Here is a 21,026-nt window from a genome sequence, read left to right on the forward strand (position 1 = left end):
GTCCAGTCGGGAGAGCTGTGACGAAGGGCCCCTGAGACACCTCTCGGGGGCCCTTTTTCGTGCCCGATGGAACCGCGCGGGCAGCCCTGCGGTCCTCATGGTCGAGCGATGCCGACCATCCGAAGCAGGAGATCGTATGAGCGGCTATGCTGCGGCAGACGGCGCGCACAAATGTGCGCGACGCGCCGTTAGGGGCGGTAGCTCAGCCGGTTAGAGCAGCGGACTCATAATCCGTCGGCCGTGGGTTCGAGTCCCACCCGCCCCACCTCGGCGGGTCCGTGCAGAATCGTTCTGACCTGCGCGAACGTATCCGCGAGGGCCGCCACGTAAACCGTGGCGGCCCTTTTTTCACCCTCGGATCAAGATCCAGGGGACGGCTCAGGGGACGCGAGGCTTCCCGAATGTTGGTGATGTACCCTAGTTATGTACATCATGGACTCGTGGATGGGGTGGTCGGCATGTCCGTTACCCAGATCGATCTAGACGATGAGGCGCTGGCTGAGGCGATGCGGCTGATGGGTGCTCCCACAAAGAAGGAGACCGTCAACGCGGCTCTGCGGGACTACGTCGCTCGCATCAAGCGGCTTGAGGCTGCGGAGAAGCTGGCCGTGAGGGGCGAGCAGGGCGAGTTCGAGGCCGCAGCGGCTGCGCACGACGCCGCCAAGCGTGCGCGGCGGGCAGCCTTCGAGTGATCACGTACCTGCTCGACACATCGGCGCTGTGGCATCTGTTCCGGACGCCGGGGGCGCTGCGGTCTTGGGAAGGGCACATCGCTGCTGGCGTGTTCCATATCTGCGAGCCCACGAGGGCGGAGTTCCTCTACTCGGCCACGAGCTCAGCTCACCGTGACGAGCTGGCTGAGGAACTGGACGCGTTGTGCCAGCTCTCTCCGGTACCGAAGAATGCCTGGCGCTGGGTCGACACAGCGCAGTACAAACTCACTCAACACGGGCAGCATCGCGCGGCGGGCCCTATCGATCTCTTGGTGTGTGCGACGGCGGCTCACCACGGGCATGTCGTGCTCCACGTGGACAACGACTTCGCTGCCGTGGCGGCAGTTCTCAAGGATGTTCAGCAGCGGGATGTCCGGGCCTGACGGGACTCGCTCGGCTGGACGATCTGGGCCGTCGCATTGCCGTGTGCGCGGCCATAGCTGTGCTGATTGGAGGGCCTGTCCCTGCGGGAGCCTCCCCAAGGTCGAGCGATGCCTTGTTCGGATTGCTGATCGGGGCGTAGATCACTGTCCGAGGAAGGTGAACCTGGACCATTCCCTGAGAGCAGCTGCCGCGCCGTCCAGATCGGCCAGGCGTGCGGCAAGGGTGGCCTCCGCGAGCCGGGTTGGCAGGGCGGCGCTGAACTTGAGGCCGTTCAGCGCACGCGCATCCACTGCGGGAAGGCACAGCTGATCAGCAGCCTCCGAAAGGGCCTTCCTCCACTCCGGGGGTGCCACGTCCTCGCGGAGTCGAATGCTGGTGTCGGTCGGCCTCTGGAGTGGATCGGCGACCGAGGTGAGTGTGGCGGCCAGGGTGGCGTTGGCCCGGTACCCGGCCCAGGTCCACCAGCGCACGTTGGTGTCACGCCCGCCCCTGACGATGACTGTCCCGTCCGGGTGGACCAGTTCCGAGCTGCTCTCGCGGGCCTGGGCGAGCGCCGTCTTGGCGCGCATAGTGAAGGTGACCGGCGGGTCGGCGCCGAGGAGCACTTCTCGTGCCGCGCGTGTCAGTTCGTACGAGGAGGTCCGCCCGGAACCTGCTCCTACCCAGCGCGCCTTGCCGCCCCCGTCGACGGGCTCGACGAAGCACCGCCGCCGGGACCAGTCGATGTACGTCACCTGCCAGCTCTGGCCGGCAAGGAGCAGGCGCCGAGGACCCGCCACCTCTTCGGTCAGCAGCGCGGGATTGGTCGTGCCGATCTCGGTACGACCGGCGAGCACTGTGAATTCCGGCGCAGCGGTGAACACCGCAGTGAGGTCCATGAAGTGCCGGTAGCCGAAGCGTCGTTCGGCCTCAGGGCCGATGAACAGCATCCCTCCGTCCCGGTCCAGAAACCCTTCTTCGATCAGGTGGCGCACGATGGGTTCGGCGGAAGGTCCGAAGGGGGCGAGCCCTCCCCACCATTCCTGCCACAGGCGATCCCCGACCCGATGTTCTTGCAGACAGAGGGCCAGTACTTGTTGGGCGACGATGTGCCGGGGGTCCGGTGGAGCCAGTACCGGCTCCACCCAGCCACGCGACCACAGGAGCAGTAGGGCTGCCGCGCCGATCAGTCCATCCTCATCGATGGTGAGGAACAGGCAGTTGCGAGTGGAACCTGGCCGCCGACCGGTACGGCCAAGACGCTGGAGGAAAGACGCCACGGTGGCGGGCGCATCGATCTGGATGACGCGGTCCAAGTCACCCACGTCGATGCCGAGTTCCAGCGTGCTGGTGGAAACGATCACGCAGTCGCGTGCCTCAGCGAAGGCTTCCTCTGCTCGCCGCCGTTCATCCACGGACAGAGACGCGTGGGACAAGAACGTGGTCACGCCCTTGGCCCGGAGGCTTTCTCCGAGTTTCTCGACCTGTCTGCGCGATTCGCAGAACACCAGCCGCTTCTCGCCGCGGTGCAGGGCTGAGATGACCGTTGCCGCGTTCTCCAGGGACCCCACATAGTCGACCTGGATGTCGCCGGGCGGCGGTAGCGCAGGAGATTCCTCGCGCAAGTGCGGCGCAACGACTTGCGCCGAGCGGCGCCCACTCCTCGAGCCTTGCAGCCAGGCGAGCAGCTGATCCGGATTGCCCACCGTCGCCGAAAGCCCGATCCGTTGTACCGGTTGTCCCACCATGTGCTGCAGTCGTTCAAGAACGGCCAGGAGGTGCCATCCCCGGTCATCCCCTGCAAAGGCGTGTACCTCGTCGACGACGATGGTCTGCAGTCCGGAGAAGAACGCCCGGTGATCCACATTGGTGCTGACGAGCATCGCTTCCAGCGATTCCGGTGTGGTCAGCAGGAGGTCCGGCCGGTCTCGCAGGATCTTCTTGCGACGCGGCTGTGACACGTCCCCGTGCCACAGGGCGGCCGTCCGCCCCAGCCAGGAGGTGTACATCTCCAGACGCGGCAGAAGGTTGTTCAGCAGAGCCTTCAGCGGACAGACATAGAGCACCGAGGTGCCGGTCCAGCTCTCCTGCGCCATTTTTGACAGCAGAGGGAAGGAGGCGGCCTCAGTCTTCCCTCCGGCAGTCGGGGCCAGAAGGACCGCATCCGATCCATCGAGCAGTGGCTCGATCGCCTCTTCCTGCAGAGGGCGCAGGCCCGGCCAGCCCAGGGTGTTGACGATGTGATGGACCAGCCCGGGGTGCAAGCGGTCAAGCGGCTCGGGGGCGCCAGTCATGGCAGCTCCAGCTCGATCTCGTCGGGGCTGTCGGCTGCCGCGTTTCGCTCGACCTCGCTCAGCTCTGCGGCGTTCACTGTCAGTGCGTAGTGCTTACGCGGGTCGAAGTCGTCGAATTCATCGACCCGGTCCAGCACGTCCGCGACGAGCTTGCGCAGGAACAGCCGCGGAGCGATCCCGGCCCGTCCGCCAAGTTTGCCCGTCATGGCGGTGGCCAGCTCGGCGACGTAGGCATCGTCGACCCGTGCGGCGATACGCTCAGGGTTCTTGGCGGTGCCTGCGTACAAATCCCGTACGGAACGGCCTAGTTCGCCCAGTCGTGCGAGGTCAAATCCGGTCAGCCGCAGCTGAACCGCTCGTGGGGAATCGAAGCGCGGGTCGGTCGAGAAGTCCGTCGCCAACCGCTGGGCGAGCGGTGGGAGTCGCTGGACGCCTTGCTGCCCGTCGTAGAAGGCGGGGGTGCCGGTGATGACCAGGAAGAGCCCGGGGAAGCGGCCCGCGTCGATCTCGTCGAGAAGCTGGCGCAGCGCGTTCAGACCCTTCTCCCGCACATCTCCCCGGACACGCTGCAAGGTCTCGATCTCGTCCAGGACCACAAGCAGTCCGGGATGCCCGCAGTCCCTCAGTACGGTGAGCAGCCCCTGGAGGAAGCCGAGCGCCGCGAAGTGGTCCAGGTCCCCGCGTACTCCCGCGGTCCGTCGTGCGGTGGCGGCTACTGACTTCTGGCCGCCGAGCCAGGCGATCACGGCCTCGGCCGTCGCCGAATCCCCGGCGAGGGTGGCCTTGCGGTAGCCGCGCAGAGCCGCGGAGAAGGCAGGCGTGGTCTGCGCGACAGCACGCAGGCGTTCCTCCATCAGGTCCTCGACCGCTGCCTCCAACGCTTCATTGTCCTTGGCGAGTTCGGGATATGCCTCGTCCACCTCCTCCTCAAGGGTGTAGAACCATCCGTCGATGATCGAGCGCAGCGCACTGGCCGATTCGGTCGCGGTGGTCAGTCGCTCGGTAAGCCGGCGGTAGACGGTCTCCAGCTTGTGCAGCGGAGTCTCTGTCTCGGAGATCTGGATTTCGGCGGTGGCGAACCCGGCGCGCTTGGCCCGTTCGGCGAGCCAGCGGGCAAAGAAGGTCTTGCCGGACCCGTACTCTCCACGGATCGCATGGAAGGAGGCGCCACGCGATGCGATCGTGGAGATCCGCTCATCCAGCGCGGGCGCGAAACGCTCCAGGCCGACTGCGAACAGGTCGAGTCCCGACTGCGGTACGGTCCCGCGCCGTAGCGCATCGATGACCTCGCGTCGGCGAGCCGCGCTGATGGATGAGACGCTCACACACTCACCTCGGACAGTTCGAACTGCTCGCGCAGCGTCTCACGGTTGAGCCGGACCCTGGTCCGGGAGTCGATCAGGCCGATGACTTCGTAGCCCTCGATGTTCAACAGCCGCGTCAGCACGGTCACCAGGCCTTCGGGCCGGGTGTTCGTACGGCCTCCCGAGCTGATGGCGGCTGCGGCGACCGCCGCGAGCGAGAGCGTGCCGCCCGCGTGGTCGAGCGCATCGATGACGGCGACCACCACCTTGTGCTCCGGTGCCTTGCGGACGAACTTGCGCTGATGCTTGTACATCGTGGTGCCGACGATCTGCTGGCCGAGCGTGAACACGGCGGGTTCCGCCGGGGGAGCGGTGGCGGGCGCCTCGACCGCGTCGTCAGGGAAGAGCTCGCCCTCCTGCGGCCGTGGCTTCGGCTTGGCCTGTGCCGCCCTGTTCGGCTTGGCAGGTACGGGTATGGGTGCGGAGGTGGCCTCGCCTTCCCACCACGTCGGCTGCACGGACTCGCGTGGCAGTTCGCGCCATCCCGCGGGTGCCAGTTCAGCCGACGGGGCCAGAGCCAGTACCGGCACCGTCACCTCAGCGAGCGCAGCTCCGCCGTGATACCCGGCCTTGCGTGGGGTGTAGCGGATCTCCTCCGACCAGGGCACGGTGACCCGGCCTCCGTTCTCCAGTACGCGTGGTCCGGTGAGTGCGACCTCTCCCTCGCAGAGCACCGGTCCCGTACGCCAGCGGGCCGCCTCCACTCCCTCAGCGGCCGTGGGCCCGACTTCGGTTCCTGTCCGATCCAGCACGTGCCCGTGATCGGAGACCAGCACCACCGGACGGCCTTGTCCGCGCGCGGAGTTGAGGAGCTCGGCGAGGTAGGTGACCCGGCTCACCGGCCAGTCGGCGAGTGAGCTCTGCTCTCGGTGATCGAGACTCTCGTCGATCGTGTTCAGTACGACACCGACTACGTCCTCCGAAGCGATCGCTGCGACCAGTCGTGGATCGAGGAGTTGTCCGGCGGGTCCGGGGATCTCGCTCTTGTGGAAGAGGACCGCCGTGTGCTTGTGCTTCTTCCAATAGGCGGCAAACCCCTCCTTCTCCACGCCCTCGCCGCCCGACACCGGCCGTCCGCACAGTAGCGTCGCCCGGCTGACGGCGGTCACCGAAGGGATCATTGCGACAGCGGCGGCCCGCCCCTCCTCCCCGGACAGCTCGCTCCACCGCCCCGCACCGGTCAGTTCCTCGCCGAGCTGGACTGCGACCGCACTGCTCATCCCGTCCAGGACGAGCACCAGTGGCGGCCTCCGTTTCGCCAGCGGCACTGCGACCTTCAGCATGACGTCCTCGATGGGTAGCACATCACCAGGCTGCGTGGCGGTGGCGTGCTGAATCCACGGCCCGAGCTGGGCAGCGAAAGCCTCGTCGAGCTGGGCCCGTCGTCGTCGTGCCGCATCGTGCAATGTGCGGTAGGCGTGGGCAAGGGCAGGCTCGGCCTCTGCGTCCCCCACCCACAACTGTGCCAGCGCCCGGTCCGCCCAGCCCCAGTCGGCGACATGTGCGCGTACAGCCTGGCCTATCGAGGACACTGACGGTTCCGGAGTGTCCAGCCAGCGCCGCAGCCGCACCGCCATGCGTGCGAGCTCGACCCGCTTTGGGTAGAGGACGGACGCGAGTTGATGCTCTGCAACACGTTCCCAGGCGGCCTGAGCGGCTTGTGGCCCTTCGGACAGGGCATCGGCCAGCTGGCGCAGCCGCGCCTGGAAGCCGGACGGAAGAAACGGATTTCCGGCCAGTGCGGTGGTCAGATGGGCGTTGTCCGCCAGCCGATCAGCCTGGTGCACCACATCGACAATCCGCTGCCGGGCCTCCTCGCTCTGCGGCCCTCGGCCCGAAGCCTCGCCGATCCAGCGGGTCAGGGTGCCTTCCACCGCCCGCGCGTAGGCGCGCAGTTCGGAGGGGCGGGACCCCAATCCGAACACCGATCCCAGTGCCACAGCCGCGTCGGCCGACGCCGTGTCCTCTGTCATGACGGAGGCCAGCACACCCAGAGCGGTGGCCTCTGCCCCCCGCCCCTGGAGAGCGAGCCGCAGCAGCACGGGCGCAGCTTCACCCGCGCTCTGCGCCAGCCATTCGGTGATGCCCTGGCGTTCGGCCTCCGGTAGCGCGGCGAGGCGCTCGGGGCCTCCGGGCGTACGGGACCAGGCCAGCAGCGCGTCGACATCCACCGGTGTCCCGTCTTCGAAGACACCATCGAGGCCGAGCCGCACCCCGATCAGGGCGCGCATCGCCGCGTCCAGCGTGAGCACGGTTCCGCGCTGCGGCCAGCCGCCCTGTACGGCATCGGGCTCGGCGTCGATCAGAGCGCCGGGCAGCCACAGCCATGGGTCGCGCCGTATCCGCGGGTCGAGGTCGGCGGCGCCGAAGAGCTGCTTGACGATATCGGCCTCGTCGACGGTGATGATCTTTGAGCGCACCATTTCGCCGAGCAGGTCGAGGCTGATCCGCTCTCCCGGCACATCCGTGGTGAGAACTAGCAAGTCCGCGCCTTCGGTGGCCAGATGGGCCTGCCAGGCATCGGTGAGGCCGAGCACCGAGGTGGTGTGGGCAACCCGGACCTTACGGCGTACCCCGTCGCCGACCGGCACGCTGAACTCCTCGGGCCCGCTCGCCGCGTACTTCCCGTGTACGAGCAGCAGTCGTCGGCCCTTGGTGTGGGCAAGACGAGTGGTGAGCAGTCCGGTAATGACCCGCTGGTCGAGTTCGGGCACGAGAGCTCCCATCAAAGATCGCCACCCGGCACGCTCGCGTCGTCATCCCGATCGGAGTGCAGCACTTGCCAGTTGATCTCTATCTCGACATCCGGATGCGCGGCCGCGTAGTCGCGAATCTCGTCCTGTACGTCGGCGAGGGCCCTGCGGAGGGCGTTCTCCAGCGCACTCCCGCCCCCCGCGGAGGTGACCCGGCGTGAGCGACGGGAGGTCACCGGCGCGGTGACGGTGGGTGGGGAGGGCTGTGGCGGCCGACTGTTCGAGCGCGGGCTGACATCGCTGGTGCCAGTCCCGGTGCTGGTCCCAGGACCAGTGCTGGGACCGGGGGAATCTACCCCGGGCTCGACGGCCGGTGGGGGTGGGGGCGAAATCGGCGCGACGGTGCTGAGCCGCGCCGCCTCGTTGATCAGGGCCACGGCATGGCTGCGCGCCCCGCCGAGGACCGGCTTCAGCTTGGTGTCGACTTCGTTCGCCGACGCGGCGTCCGCGATCTCGGTGAGCAGCCGTTCGGACCGGTCGGCGAGGTCGTCGCCGCGTCCGGTGTACTTCCGTACGCTGTCGATCAGCTCCCAGTCGGTGTCCTCCAGCGTGTCCAGGACCTCCTGGGCCGAGGAGATCACCTTGCCCAGATCGAAGAACGTGGTCGCATACGTCGCTGCCGCCAGTTCCCGGGCGAGCGGTGTCGCCTCCGGAGTCTGCTTGATCCGTGCCAGGAGGTCCGCCGCGTCCCGCACCGACTGCTCGCGCGGGGTGGGTGCTTCGCTGGTGATTCCGAGGGCGGCCCGGTAGCGGGACAGGGCTCGCCGCAGCCCGCTGACGGCGCCTTCGCGTGCCTCCGCCTTGGCGCGGACATCGGCCGCGAGCGCGTTGACATTACGGGTGAACAGCGCCGTCGGCACGCTCGATCCAAACAGCGCCGCGGCTCGCTCGTGCGCCCTGCTGTACTCCTCCTCGCTCGGTCGCTCCTGTGCCCGCAGTGCCCAGCCGGGGCCGATCTGGTCCAGCGTAGGCGCCTTCTCAGCCTTGCCGTTGTAGACCCAGGAGCGATCCGCGAGCAGGGCATACGTGGCGATCACCAGATTGGAGACCAGCCTGTCGAGTCCCGTCCAGCCCAGCTCGGCGATCCAGGCGCGGATATCTTCGACCCCGAAGTCGCCCTTTGCACCGTGCTTGCCCGCCTGCTGGTCAATGTGCCGGCGCCAGTCTGTGGACACGTTCAACGGTCCGTCGTGCACCTCTCCCAGCTCCAGCGGATGCACGATCCGCGCCACGTCGCCCAGCTCGCGGCTGTCGACGACGACCCGGCGCGAGTTGTCCTCCATGGCCTTGGCGATCCAGCCGTACGCCGTCTTGAACTTCGCGGCGGAGACGGGCTTGCGGCTCTCCTGCCGGTCGAAGTTCGGGTGCTTGGGATACATCGCGTCAAGCAGCCCGTCGGCGAGCTTCAGCAGGTTGTACTCGAAGGCCCCGCCACCCTGGAGCTGCGGGGTGTGCCCTGCGTACAGCGCGTGAACATGCTTGCCCTCGGTGACTTGAGCGCCCAGGTCGCTCTCGTTGGCCTTGGCAATTCCGTACGCCTGATGCAGCACCTGCCCTAACTGCGCGACGAGCGTCTCTCGCTGCGCCTCCAGCTGATGCCGTACACGTACCTGGTCGTCGGAGCCCAGATGAGTCGCGAAGTCCTTCAAACGGTCACGATCCAGCAGGTAGTTGATCTTCAGTAGGCGGCCGAGCTGGGTGCCGCGCTGGCTGGATATGAAGGACGGCAGCCAGACGACGGTCGCCGCGTCCGGCTTCTCCCGCTGCAGGCCGTAGACCCGGTTCTCGTCTGCACTGGGGGTGCCCTTCTCGTCCTCGTCGAAGGGGTAGTCGATGACGAAGCGGATCCGGTCAGCAAGGGATGGCTCGAACTGCGCGTCGGGCAGGATCTGCGCATCGCGTACGTTCTCGAAGACGAACTCCGCGGTTCGGCGGGTGCCGTGCCAGACGATCTCGCGGTCCGCGACGAGAGTGCCGTTGTCGGCGATCTTCAACTCTCGCCACAGCCACTCCTGCACCCACCGCTTGCGGGCCCCGAGGGTGTCCTTCTCGCCGACGCTGTCCAGGATCGGCTCGACATCCAGATCGGACAGGTGCAGCGTGAACACCGGGTCCAGATCATGGCCGTCGCTGCGGAGCTCGCCGGTGAACTGCGCCTGGAGCTCCTGCATCCGCTTGACCACGATCCGGTCCTCCTGACCGGTGCGCGAGCGGATCGACCCGTGGTTGAGGGCGTTGAGGCGGGGCCCGGTCAGCCGGGAGAGGGCGGGGACCTCGGGCGCGAGATAGGCCAGAAGCATTGTCTTCACGAAGCGTTCGTCGGCCTTGTACTTGGGATCGTCGGCAGAACCGTACTTCTCCAGCAGGTGGTCCTTCACCTTGCCGTGGAAGCGGGTTGCCGCATCGGCCTCGCTGCGCAGCCTGTCGGTGAACGCCTCGCCCATACCCTCGGCCAGCACGTCCCACAGGTCGCCGAGCGGAATCAGTTCACCGACCTTCATGTCCTCGCGCCGCTGGTAGAGCATCTGCTGGAGCAGTTTGAGACCGGTGCGCTCGCGCTGGAGTGCACCGGAGAGAGCCACCAGGACGTTGAGAAGGACGGGGGAGACCGGGTAGAGCGCCTTGAAGTCCGCCCAGTCGGCGCGAGTGATGCCGTTGGCGTCAAGCAGAACGTCGCGTACCGACTGGTTCGAGGTCTCGATCCGGGCGAAGGCCGCTTCGAGAGCAGCTTTCGCGGTGTCGTCCTTGGGCTTGAGCACACGCTCCTTGATGATCTCCGGGAGGTTGCGGTCCTCCAGGTTGATCGGATCGATGCGCCCCGCCAGGTACTTGACCTGCTGTTCAAGATTCTTCGCCTCGACCCCGACCGCGTCCGAGCCGATCAGCTCCGACAGGTCGCGCTGGCGGGAGATAAAGGAGATGACCGGCAGCGCGCGGCCACCCGTGCCGGACTCGATCAGCTTGACCAGCTTGTTGACCTCATCATTGACGAAGGTCCGCTCGCGCAGATGAGCCTGGAGCCAGAGGATCAGCTCGTCGAGGAAGAGGATCAGGCCGTCGTAGCCCAGAGACTTGGCGTGCCGGCTGATGATGTCCAGACCGTTTTCGAGCGGCAGGAAGGCGTTCTTCGCACCGATGGCACCACGGGAGTGCGAAGAGTACGGGCCTGAAAGCAGCGCGGACGCCAGCCACTCGCGGACCTTTGGATCAGGCGAGAGGGCCAGCGCCTGGTCGAGGAGGGCCGGTGTCCAGACCTTCGGGGCTTCCTTCACATCGAGGTCGACTAGGTCGGCCTCGTCCTCATCGACTGTGGTCGGCGCCGTGGCATGCGGTGCGGGTGTCCCTTTCTCCTCCTGCGGCAGCGCAGGGTTGCCGAGCCATCGGACGAACTGCGCGTCGTCGGAGAAGAACTCCCGCTGTCGGCGGGCGTCGTCGAGCATTGCGTCCGCCCGGTAGACCGGTGGCACGGGGGCGTCCGGGTGTAGCTCCGTGACCGTACGGACATAGCCTCCGAGGATCGCGGAATCGAGGTCGGTCGCGCCGACCAGGTGGAACGGCACCATCAGGAACTTCCGGTCCCGCAGCCAGGAGTCGTGGTCGGCGATGACCGGCTGGAGCTTCGGCTTGGCGCGGGCGGCGGGATCGTTGGAGAGGATTGCATGCAGCACGGTCATGAAGTGGCTCTTACCTGAGCCGAAGGAGCCGTGCAGATAGGCGGCGTTGGACGACCCCGCACGCACCGACGCCTCGACGATCTTCATCGCCCGGCGGAGGGCCTGCTCCAACTGCGGGGTGACCACGTACTCGCCCACGCGCTTGGCGGTCTCGTCGAAGCCGCCGGACAGCTCGATCTTGAACGACCCGGCGAGAACGTCTTGGGACAGGTCCAGTACGTCCCTGAGATAAAGGTCGCCGTTGCCGCTACTCATCGTCTTCCACCGTCTCTGTCGTGATCGCCATCTGCGTTCGCGCCTGTCGTGTCTGCTTCGTCTTCGCTGCCATGGCTGTCGCCGCCTTGCGCGTCCGGGTCTTCTTCACCGGACGCCAGTCGGTGAGCGCGGCCGGGGTGAGCTGTGCGCTCGCCAACTCTCCATCCAGGAAGCTCTGGAACTCTTCGGCGGCCGACTCCTCGCCCCACTCCTCGTCGACATCCCCGAACCACTGCCGTAGCCACGGCATGAGCTCCACGATCCCGGCGAGCAGCGGCACGAGCCGCTCGGTCGGCCAGTCCTGCTGCTTGCGCCGGTCGCTGACGAGATTCAGCAGGGCGGTGGCCTGATCACGCTGATCCCAACCCGCCCAACCAAGCAGGAGAGTTGGGTCGGAGTCGGGGTTCGCGTCCGGATAGGAAACGAAACGCTCCTTGGGCACATCGAGCTTCCCGCGGTTCGACCAGAAGGACTGCTTGGCGAAGTCCGCGGAGGTGTACTTCGGCGGTACGGGGATGTTGAGCCGTTCCCCGGTACGGTCCTCCTCGCGCTGTCGCTCCCAGACGGCTTCCCACTGAGCGCGCTTGCGTAAGCCGGTGTCCTTGTAGCGGTATGCGGCGAGGTACGGGACGTGCTCGGCGTCGACCACGTCGGCGAGGACTTGGGTGAGGGTGAGGTTCGGCTTGCCCAGGTGGGTGGCGTAGAGGCGGGCGGTACCCAGGACCGCGTCCGCGTCGGGCCGCTTTTCGAGTTCGTCGGCGAGTTGGCCGATGGTGAGAGTTCGGGGCTGCTCGAAGTCGTTGAGGATGTGGAACCAGAGGGACTTGTCCTCGCACCGGTCGAGCAGCCAGGTCCGCAGGGCGGCCTTCTCGCGCTTCTCCCAAGGATCGGTGGCCCAACGGCGCTTGCACTCGGGGCGCTCGATCAGCGCGAGGTCGCGGCGGGCGGAGATGGTATCGATGCGGGCCTGGACGATGTCCCGGTACCAGTTCGGCCAGTGGGCTGGGATCTCGGTGACGGGGGTGGAGCCGTGGCGGTCGAACCAGGCGGTCTCCAGCTCCCCGGCGGCCTGCTTGCGCGCCAGCACAATCTCGAACGCCCGCTCCCCGAGCTTGACGTGGGGGATGGTGGTGGGCTCGGGGCAGGGAGCGGTGAGGCGAGCCTTCTCGGCGTCGGTGAGGAGGCCGTACGAGTGGTAGACCTCCCAGTCGAGCTCTTCCTGGAGGGCGATCATCTGTTCTCGGGCGCGGGTCCAGGCAGTGTGGGCGACGTCGAGGCGGGCGCGGGTGGGTGGTGTGCTCGCTCTGCAGATGGCGGAGGGTTCGTGGGTGGCTAGGTCCTGGACGAGGGCGTCTAGGGTGCGGGCGTGTGGGAGAGGGAGTTGGGTAGGGAGGGGGAGCTCTTGGAGCTTGGTGCCGGTGAATTCGTAGAAGCGTTCCCACTCCTGTGACTTGAAGCCCTCATTGACCCCCTGGCCGCCCTTGTCATGGCAGACCTGCTTGAGCCAGAAGCAAGCTGTCGACGAATTGAGCATCCCGAGCAACGCCAAGTGCTCGTCCTCGCTTGATCCTTCCGGTAACTTGATCACTGGCGCGGTCTGCTTAAATACTTTCCCGCCCCGGTCCAGTACGAAGTGGTTATGCGTAGCCACGAAGGGGAAAGCAATTCCTAGTGGGACGTTGTATCGCTCTGGATGCCAGCGACTCCACTCGTACCAGGTGAGCCCGATCTCTTCGTGGGTGCCACCCGGTTCTCGACGTAGCCGCAAGTGTGAACGGTGGAGCCATAGATGGCGTTGAGTGGTTTTGTCGTTGTCGTCTGCAGTGAGGTCTTCCTCATAAGGGAACAGGGCCTCGGTTTCGGCGGCGAGATGCCAGTCCCGAACCACCGTGCCCTCAACTAGCGGCACGATGTGTGTTTGATGTGCACCCTTTCGCCGCCATGTACCAGGGGCAGCGAAGTAAGCTCCATCCGCCCCGGTGTGGGTGGTGCGCCCAATCACTCGTACGTGGTCGCTGACATCGGTCTCGCGTACGGCGTGGAGGCCGGTCACCACGCCATGGGAGCCGCCACCTTGGAGCGACCATGGGAACTCTCGGAAGCGTTCACGCGGTGCATCTACAGAGGTGACCCACTCCGACTCGCTATCGGCTTGTCCGGTCTGGTCTCTGATGGCTTCCCACACCCGACCGGTTGCAGGGTCTGCCGGTTGATCTGCTTGCCCTCGTACCCCCAGCACAGCTCGGATCGGATTGAGCTGGCGCGCCACGTGATTTCGACCGGCCAAAATCACGGTTGGCGTTCCATGGCCGGGGATATAGGCCCCAGAAGTGTCAATGATGTGTGTCAGTTCAACGCCATGGAACTGGCGCTTCTTCAGGCGCCCCTTGGAGTCCCTGTGCTTGTACTCGCCGCCGTGGAAAAACGACTCGATAAGAATTTTGCCGAATTCCCGCTTCATGAAAGAGTTCGCAGTGATCTGGCCGGTGAATCCACCGCTATGGTGATCGTCGCCAGATCGGATAGCCAACTCGAAGATTCGCTGCGCGAAAGGAACCGAGAGTGCGTAGTTTGCGGTGCACGCGAAGTAGGTCTTGGCGTAGTTCTCCTTCTCTTTCTTGTCCTTGACTGTGATGTATGGAGGGTTGCCAACCACCACGTGATACGACCCCTTGCCCAGCAGGTCACACCGGGCCATGAAGTCATCGACGTCCTCGGTCCGGTAAAGGAAGGCTTCCTCCTCGTCCTCCTCCGGCAGAGTGTCTTCCTCCAGTCCGGCGTCACGCCCGTGCAACAGCGAATCCCCCACCGCCACATGGATAGGAAACTCCCGCAGCGCATCCAGCCGCCGCTTCCCCGGCACCTCCTCCGCCGCCTTCAGCACCGCCACCACCAGCCGGAACCGTGCGACCGCCACCGCGAACGGGTTCTTGTCGCAGCCGTGGACCGAGTTCAGCGCGCGCCGGATCAGCGTCAGGTCGTCCGACGCCTTGTCCACGTCCCGCCACTTCGCAAGGAGTCGCTCGAACATCCCCAGCAGGAAGTGCCCCGACCCGCATGCCGGGTCGATCGTCCGCAGCCCCGCAGGGAGTTCGCGTATTTCACCGTGCCCGTCCCGGATCTCGACGACCGGATCCAGGCCGAACTCCGCCACCGCCGGCTCAAGCGTCAGGTCGAGGATGAACTCCTCCACAAACACCGGGGTTTGAAGCAGGGCGTAGGTCTTCCGGGCGTGTTCGCTCAGGTCTTGGTACAGGTCGCCCAGGAACCGGGTATCCAGATCCGGGTCCACGAACGAGTGGATGATCTCGCCGTCGGCGTCCACTCGCCGCCAGAACTTCAACAGCCCTGTTGCCGCCTCGTACGACGGCATGATCTCCCACAGGGGGTTGTGTGCGCGGTCAAAGAGACCCGCGACCGCCGGATTCGTACCCGCTAAGTGTTCGAACGCCGCGATGATCCAGTCGCGGTCGTTCTTCTCTGGGTGGGCCGCGAAGAACGCCGCGTCGTGGTCCTCCGCGTCCTTCAACCGCTCACCGACACCCGCCAGCCACGGCCTGGCGATCAGCTCGTTGTCCTCGCAGAAGCGTACGAAGACACAGCCGAGCACCCACGCTGCCGCGACCTGCGTGACCCGCTCGTCGCGCCATGCTTCGTACGTAGCCGCCGTACGCCCCGCCTCGAATGCCTTCGCGTACTCTGCCGTCATGGCGTCCCGGTATACGGCCTCCGAGTCGCTGCGCGCCCGCAGGTCGTCCTCAAGGAGCGAGACCTGCCTGCGGAGGTCCTTTAACCGGCTGTTGTCATCCTTCTTGCCGCGCGTGCTCACTGTGCCAGTCCCTCTCGAAGTGCAGCCAAGTTCTTGAGGAAGCCCTCGGTCAGCACTACGCGTTCCGCGTCGCCGCCCGTCACCTCCACCGTGCGCCCGTCCAGTACCGGTGCGCCGTGCGCGTTGTGTGAGGGAGTGAGCAGCCACAGTCCGTGCGGCCGTCCACCCGGTTTGCGGGCCCCCCGCTGGAGCTCCACCAGCAGTTCGTGTCCGCCTGCCTCGTAGTAGTGGGCGAGCAGCCCGGCCGCGTGGACGAACAGGACCGTCTCCGGCTCCCGCCGGGCCGCCTCTTCCAGTCGCTGCGCGACCCGGGGCCACACCCGGACCACGAACGACCGCAGCCCGCCGGGCAGTTCACCGTTCCTGGTGTAACGGGTGTCCGCGCCAAGGACTTTGGACCAGTCCGTGCCGTGCTCGGTTGCCAGCGCCCGGAATTCGTCGAGGAAGACCCGTGCCAGATTCACCGGTACCACCGGGAACCCGCCCGCGACTGCCTCCGCTACCGATCCGCTCTCGCTCCGCAGCCGCTTGACCGACACGTTCAGCGCGAGGAACCCGCCTTCCCGTACCGCGGAGTTGAGCTTCGCGGTGAGCAGCGTCGCCGGGTCGCGTCCGGCGTCAGCCCGTACCGCCTGCGCGCGGGCGGACGCCGTCACCGTCCCGGTGGAGGACGAGTACAGCCAACTGCTTCCACCGGCCACCGGCGCGAGGGGCACCGGCGGCTTGAAACGCTGCTCGGCCGTCTCGTACGTCAGCGGGAAGCCGGCCTTCTGCAGCGCGTCCTCGACCTCGATGTACGTGGGCTTGCCGAGCGTCATCTCCGGAAAGCGCGAACGCAGCCGGGCGAGGAGTCCGTCCAGACTGATGCCGACCTCGCGGCGTACGCCCGCCGCGGCCTGCGAGATCTGCAGGGCCCGCCACAGCTCCAGCGTCTTGGGATACACCTCAAGACGCGGAGAAGCGGCTGCACCCGCCGAGGTCGCGGCGGCGAGTGTCACCAGCCGGGCGTCGGACAGGGGGTCCATGCCTTCGGGCGTGCCGACAGCGCGCAGGTCACGCAAGGCCGCACTTCGGTCGGGCAGAGGGTCGGCGCAGGAAATCTTGTCAGCGGTCTCGCCCAACTCTATTGCGTACGAGGCGAGTTCATCGGCGGTCGGGGCATCGGAACCGTCCAGGGACTCCAAGGCCACGATCAGCCGTCCTCGGCGCCGAAACTGCGCGAGCCGGGGCTCGTGCTCCTCGTCGCGGCCCGTGAGCAGCGTCTCGGCGGTGACCGCCGCCCTCGCGACGGCGAGTGCGGCGGCCTCAGTCCCCTCGCTGCTCTCACTTTCCGAGCCGTGAGCGGCCGTGAGTACCCGGGCCAGTTCGCGTGCGGTCATCACACGGCCCGCATCCCGGACCGCATCGACCAGCTCACCGCACAGGATGTTCATCCAGCCTGCCTTGGCCCAGGCGCCGATGGCCGAGCCGAGGTGCTTGGAGACCGTGTACTCGGAGGCCCTGACTGTCTCAGCGACCTGGCGGTTGGTCGGCCAGGCGCTGACGTCCGACGCGTCGTCGAGCCCGAGCCAGGCCGCGACCACCTGCGGCCGTTTGTTGTCCTTGCGCCCTGCCGGCACCGGGTTGAGGAGGGTGGCGAGCCGCTCCACGTTCTGGCGGGCCTCGTGCTGCGCGCCGAGTTCGTCAGCCGGGCCCGCAGCGCCGGCCCCAACCGGCTTCCCCGGCACGGCGGCCATCGCTGCTCTGGGCTTCCTCGGCCGCAGCGCGGCCGTCCACTGCCGGTGCCGACGGTTGAGTTCCTTCTTGACGACCGCGCCGATGCCGCGCTTGCTGCGGAAGCGAGGCAGCGGTATGTCGAGCAGCTCGCCGACCGTCACTGCACCGAGTTCCTCGGCCACCGCCGCCGCACGCTCGGTCAGCCCCGCGTCCCTGAGCGTGGTGGAGAGCTTTGCCTTGTCGGCGTACACATCCCGGATGTCGTCCTCGGACAATCCTTCGGGCAGCCCGCCGCCCCCCAGGAGTGACACGGTGTCCGTGATCGGAGGCGGCTGAGTGCGGTCGGCGTCGGTAAAGATCGCCCGCCAGGAGTCACGCATCTGCCGCAGCGTTTCGAAGCGGCGGTTGATGTCCCGGTGCAGGGCCCGCTCGAAGAACGCCTCAAGTCCCGGACGCAGTACGGCCACGAAGGCGTCGGAGGCGAGGAGCGGCGTCTCGTCTTTCATGGCGGTGAGTGGGTCGTCGGTGCCATTGCCCCACGTCGGCCGCTCTGCGGCGGCCATCTCGTGCAGGACGACGGCGGCCGCGTACCGCTCTGCGTAGTCGTCGTAGACGGGCCGCCGTGCGTCCCCGAGGAACGGGTCGAGGTAGCCGCGGGTGCCCGCCTTGATGTCCCGATCGGAGACAGCTGCCAGGGAGAAGTCGAACAGCATCAGCTGCTGCTCGCCGTCCTCCCTAACCTTGATGCCGAGGTTGTCGGGCTTGAGGTCCCGGTGGCGTATGCCTCTGGCCGCTAGGTCGTCAAGGGCAGTGAAGAGGTCCTCGCCACAGGACGCCAACTCCTCGTAACCCAGCGGCCCGTGACTGCGCAGCCGCTGCCCAAGAGTCTCGGCGCCCGCGTACTCCAAGGCCAGTACGGTGCGCCCGGCGAGGGTGCGTGGACCCTCGTGCAACTTGACGATCCGGCCGCTGCTGACCTGCTGCAAGGCTGCGGCCTCGGAGGCCAGACGCTCGTTCTTCTCCGCGTCCAGGGCGCACTTGAGGACCCGCTCCTCCTCCACCCGCCGTCCGCGCTCGTCCTCGCTGACGCGGGTCACATACAGGGCGCGTGCGGTGGAGCCTGAGCCGAGCACTCGCTCGACTGTCCAGTCGCCGTCGACGGCCTGCCCCGGTGTGGCGTTGAGAGGGTCGGCCTCCACCGCGATGGCCTGGGCGGCGCTGGCCTGCTCGGCCTCGTCGAGCCGGGCGAGGAAAGCATCGGCGGAGTCGAGGCGCTCGTCCACCGAGGCCCGGGTGGCGGCGTACACCAGCTCGTCGAGGCCGGAGTCGACAGCGTCACTGACTGCGTACATATGCAGTCCGCCGTCCGCCTGGAGTCGTTCCTTGAGCGCGGTACGGCCCTCGGCGGGCGGCATTCCGGTCAGGATGTAGTGGGCGACCGCGCCGAGGCCGAAGACATCCAGGTCGACTGGGTCGGGAAAATCGGCGTCGGTTTCGGGTGCGAGGTAGCACTGGGCGGCGTCCTCGATGTGTTCCCCGGTGAAGGACGACTCGCCGAGCGAGCGCAGTGACGTGGTGTCGAAGTCACGCGCAGATGCCTGCCAGTCGATGATCCGCAGGACCGGCTTGCCGCCGTTCTCCCGCGCGCTGACGTACACCGAACGGGCCGCAAGGGCTCGGTGGTAGAGCGACCGGCGGTGGGCGTAACGGACGGCCTCGGCGAGCTGGCGCACCATGTCGCGGCGTACGGCATCGGTCAGTTTCGCGCCGTGCACCGCAAGGTAGTTGTCCAGTCGGAGATCGTTCTCATGGTGGCGGAACAAGATCGCAGGGCCGCCCTGGTGCTGGCGGATGGTGACAGCCTGGGCGATACCGCGATGCGTGATCCCCTGGAGCACCTGGTACTCGCGCTCGGCGGCCCGGGTCGCCGAGCGGCGCTGATCCTCACTCGCCAGCTGCTCGACGAGATAGACCCGGACCCGGCCCTCTTCATGGATCATCTCCTTACGCTTGGCCAGCCGGTCCTCCCAGGTGGGCCCCGCGTCTAAGGGGCGTGAGGAGAGCTTCCAGCCGTCGCCGAAATCGAGGTGGGCGGTGGAGGCCCGCACCCCGATCTTCTTCATCAGTGCAGGTAGGTGTCGGGCGAAGTTTTCGGTGATCCGCCAGTTCTCGCGCTCCGGCGGCAGGCTCAGTAAGTCGTCCCAGATGCCGGACAGCCCGGTTCTGAAGCTGTCACGTCCGTACACGTGAGTGCGCTGCACCGTGTCGAGTTCGCTCTGAAGCAGCGGGTCGGAGAGGAAGACCGCTGGGTCTATGCGCGGTATCCGCTCTTGCGGACAGATCTCGCGGGCGGCTTCCTGGAGGCGGGACTTGAGTTCCTTGGACTTCAGATCGGTGAGGTGCAGCGGATTGCGGATCGTGCGGATCCGGCCGTCGGGTGCGTGGAAGCTCCAGGTGTCGCCGCTGTTGACGACACGGCCCGGATGCCCCTTCAGCTCGACCAGGTACAGCCCACGGGGTACGGCGATGAAGAGATCGCACTCATTGATGCGGCCGCTCATCGCGGTGAAGGAGAAAGTCGCCCAGGCGTAGTGCGGTGCTGTGACCGGCATCCGCTGCTTGATGTGGTCGAGGGCCGCTTGCTCCCAGGGGAACGGCGACGGGCGCGTCTGATACCAGCGTTTCACCTGAGGTGGACCGGGCCTGGGAGTTGCCTGGCCTGTTGCCGCTGCCACCGCCGTTCACCGCGCCTTTCTGCAGCCCGACTTGCCCGCCTACCGGCATGATCCATGCGAAGAATGACGGTAGTTGGCGAATCGAGACATAGTCATATAGTGGGACTACTGAACTGGATATCTTGCCAGGTGAGAGGCGGTAATACAGGGGGTGGTCGAAAAGTTGGGGGATGGGTGCGAGAGCAATGAATAGGGCTGCGTTGCGATCAAGCCATTCTGTGGCTTGTAAGTCATCTGTAGCGGTGCACCTGTCTACGATCATGCGTAACTTAGTGAGCCGCGGGTGGGGGAGACGGCCATGGCCGGGACAGTGCGAAAGCGAACCGTGTTCTTTTTCGAGGTCGTAGAAGCCAAACGCGGCCAACCCCGCATGGAGCCCCAGCCGTGGAGGAACTTCCTCGACCGTGTCGAGGCTTCAGAGCCGCACGAGCGGATCGTGCGCAGCGCAGATGACCAGCTGGTCGGAATCGTGGATCCGGCCGCAGCGGCCGACCATCTGCAACTTGCCAAGATCACCGGCGAGGTGCCGCACCAACTGGACCACAGCAACGGCACCATCGAAGCTCTGCAGCTCGCGGCCGGTACTGATGTCGTCCATGTGACCACGCTCTGTTTCCTGCCGTACGGCAACATCATCGGCGCGTTGCACGGGGGCTTTTCCGCACCACGCGTCAGCGGCATCACCAAGTGGCTGAACGGGATTGGACTCCCGTGTGGCGAGGTCGTACTCAAACCGGTCATACACGCCCGCGCCCGTGAGAAGCTCAGCCGCATCGAAGCGGTGTCGGAGTTCACCGTGCAGCTCGAAGGTGCCCCGGCGGACACGGTCAGCGCCTTGAGCGCACAGGGCGAGCTCGCGGACTCGCTCCGGAGCTTCGGGCAGCGTCATCCGGACACCGCCATCACCCTTTCGTTGAAGGTTCCCAGACGTGGTGGCAGGCTCAGCAGATTCCGCAAGAACCGTGCCGTGACCCAACTGCGCAGCGATGTGCTGCAGTTCATTCCTGACCTCGACGAATGGATGGACGAGTCAGGAGTGGTGCGCTCCGTCACGGGCCAAGTGGCTGTTCGTGACCCACACCGGCAATCACTGGAGTACGAGCCGCTCGACTTCCTGGCGCACCGCATCACCGCGCAGTGCGATGTGCCAGTCGCTTTCACCGACGGCCGCTCGGTCGACCTTCGCTACGCCGTCGATGCCATCTTCACTGCGGCCCGTACGCATGAACGTGCACTCCAGGAAGCCTGTCAGTACCGGCCACTAGCCTGAGCAGCGGCTCAGGACTGGGGGCGGGCGACATGAGGGATTGGCTGTGGAGACGATGGGTGG

Annotated in this window: 9 protein-coding genes and 1 tRNA gene; 4 read left to right on the forward strand and 6 right to left on the reverse strand. The window is 66.7% G+C overall.

Going from position 1 to position 21,026, the window contains the following annotated elements:
• Window positions 1-191: 191 nt before the first annotated feature.
• The 3 genes from ACFWZ2_RS24465 to ACFWZ2_RS24475 all read left to right on the forward strand — a co-directional run bounded on the left by ACFWZ2_RS24465 (window position 192) and on the right by ACFWZ2_RS24475 (window position 1,096).
• Window positions 192-265: transfer RNA gene (locus tag ACFWZ2_RS24465), tRNA-Ile, on the forward strand.
• 193 nt (window positions 266-458) lie between these two features.
• Window positions 459-692, forward strand: a complete 234-nt coding sequence (locus ACFWZ2_RS24470) for a type II toxin-antitoxin system VapB family antitoxin (RefSeq protein WP_384549072.1) — start codon at window positions 459-461, stop codon at window positions 690-692.
• A complete protein-coding gene (locus tag ACFWZ2_RS24475; RefSeq protein ID WP_384549001.1) occupies window positions 689-1,096 on the forward strand; it encodes a PIN domain nuclease in 408 nt (135 codons plus the stop codon). Before ACFWZ2_RS24470 ends, ACFWZ2_RS24475 begins: the two co-directional genes overlap by 4 nt.
• Before the next feature lie 141 nt (window positions 1,097-1,237).
• Here the strand turns inward: ACFWZ2_RS24475 and ACFWZ2_RS24480 are convergent, their stop codons facing one another.
• The 6 genes from ACFWZ2_RS24480 to pglW form a co-directional block, all read right to left on the reverse strand.
• A complete protein-coding gene (locus tag ACFWZ2_RS24480) occupies window positions 1,238-3,370 on the reverse strand; it encodes a DEAD/DEAH box helicase (RefSeq protein ID WP_384549003.1) in 2,133 nt (710 codons plus the stop codon).
• Window positions 3,367-4,695 (reverse strand): BREX system ATP-binding protein BrxD, encoded by a 1,329-nt coding sequence (gene brxD / locus ACFWZ2_RS24485; RefSeq protein ID WP_384549005.1) that lies wholly within the window; start codon window positions 4,693-4,695, stop codon window positions 3,367-3,369. Before brxD ends, ACFWZ2_RS24480 begins: the two co-directional genes overlap by 4 nt.
• Window positions 4,692-7,448 (reverse strand): BREX-2 system phosphatase PglZ, encoded by a 2,757-nt coding sequence (pglZ, locus tag ACFWZ2_RS24490; RefSeq protein ID WP_384549007.1) that lies wholly within the window; start codon window positions 7,446-7,448, stop codon window positions 4,692-4,694. Before pglZ ends, brxD begins: the two co-directional genes overlap by 4 nt.
• A gap of 11 nt (window positions 7,449-7,459) precedes the next feature.
• Window positions 7,460-11,299 carry a PglY protein gene (locus ACFWZ2_RS24495; protein WP_384549009.1) on the reverse strand — a complete coding sequence of 1,280 codons (3,840 nt, stop codon included), beginning with the start codon at window positions 11,297-11,299 and terminating at the stop codon, window positions 7,460-7,462.
• 109 nt (window positions 11,300-11,408) lie between these two features.
• Entirely contained in the window at window positions 11,409-15,245 is a 3,837-nt protein-coding gene (gene pglX / locus ACFWZ2_RS24500) for a BREX-2 system adenine-specific DNA-methyltransferase PglX (protein ID WP_384549011.1), read from the reverse strand.
• A complete protein-coding gene (gene pglW / locus ACFWZ2_RS24505) occupies window positions 15,242-19,696 on the reverse strand; it encodes a BREX system serine/threonine kinase PglW (RefSeq protein WP_384549013.1) in 4,455 nt (1,484 codons plus the stop codon). Before pglW ends, pglX begins: the two co-directional genes overlap by 4 nt.
• Before the next feature lie 298 nt (window positions 19,697-19,994).
• On the opposite strand from pglW, the gene ACFWZ2_RS24510 reads away from it, so the two are divergent.
• The gene (locus ACFWZ2_RS24510) at window positions 19,995-20,966 is read left to right on the forward strand and encodes a hypothetical protein (protein WP_384549015.1); all 972 of its coding nucleotides are present in this window, start codon (window positions 19,995-19,997) and stop codon (window positions 20,964-20,966) included.
• Window positions 20,967-21,026 lie beyond the last annotated feature (60 nt).

The organism is Streptomyces sp. NPDC059002, assembly GCF_042740435.1.
In the GTDB taxonomy this organism is placed as follows: Bacteria; Actinomycetota; Actinomycetes; order Streptomycetales; family Streptomycetaceae; genus Streptomyces.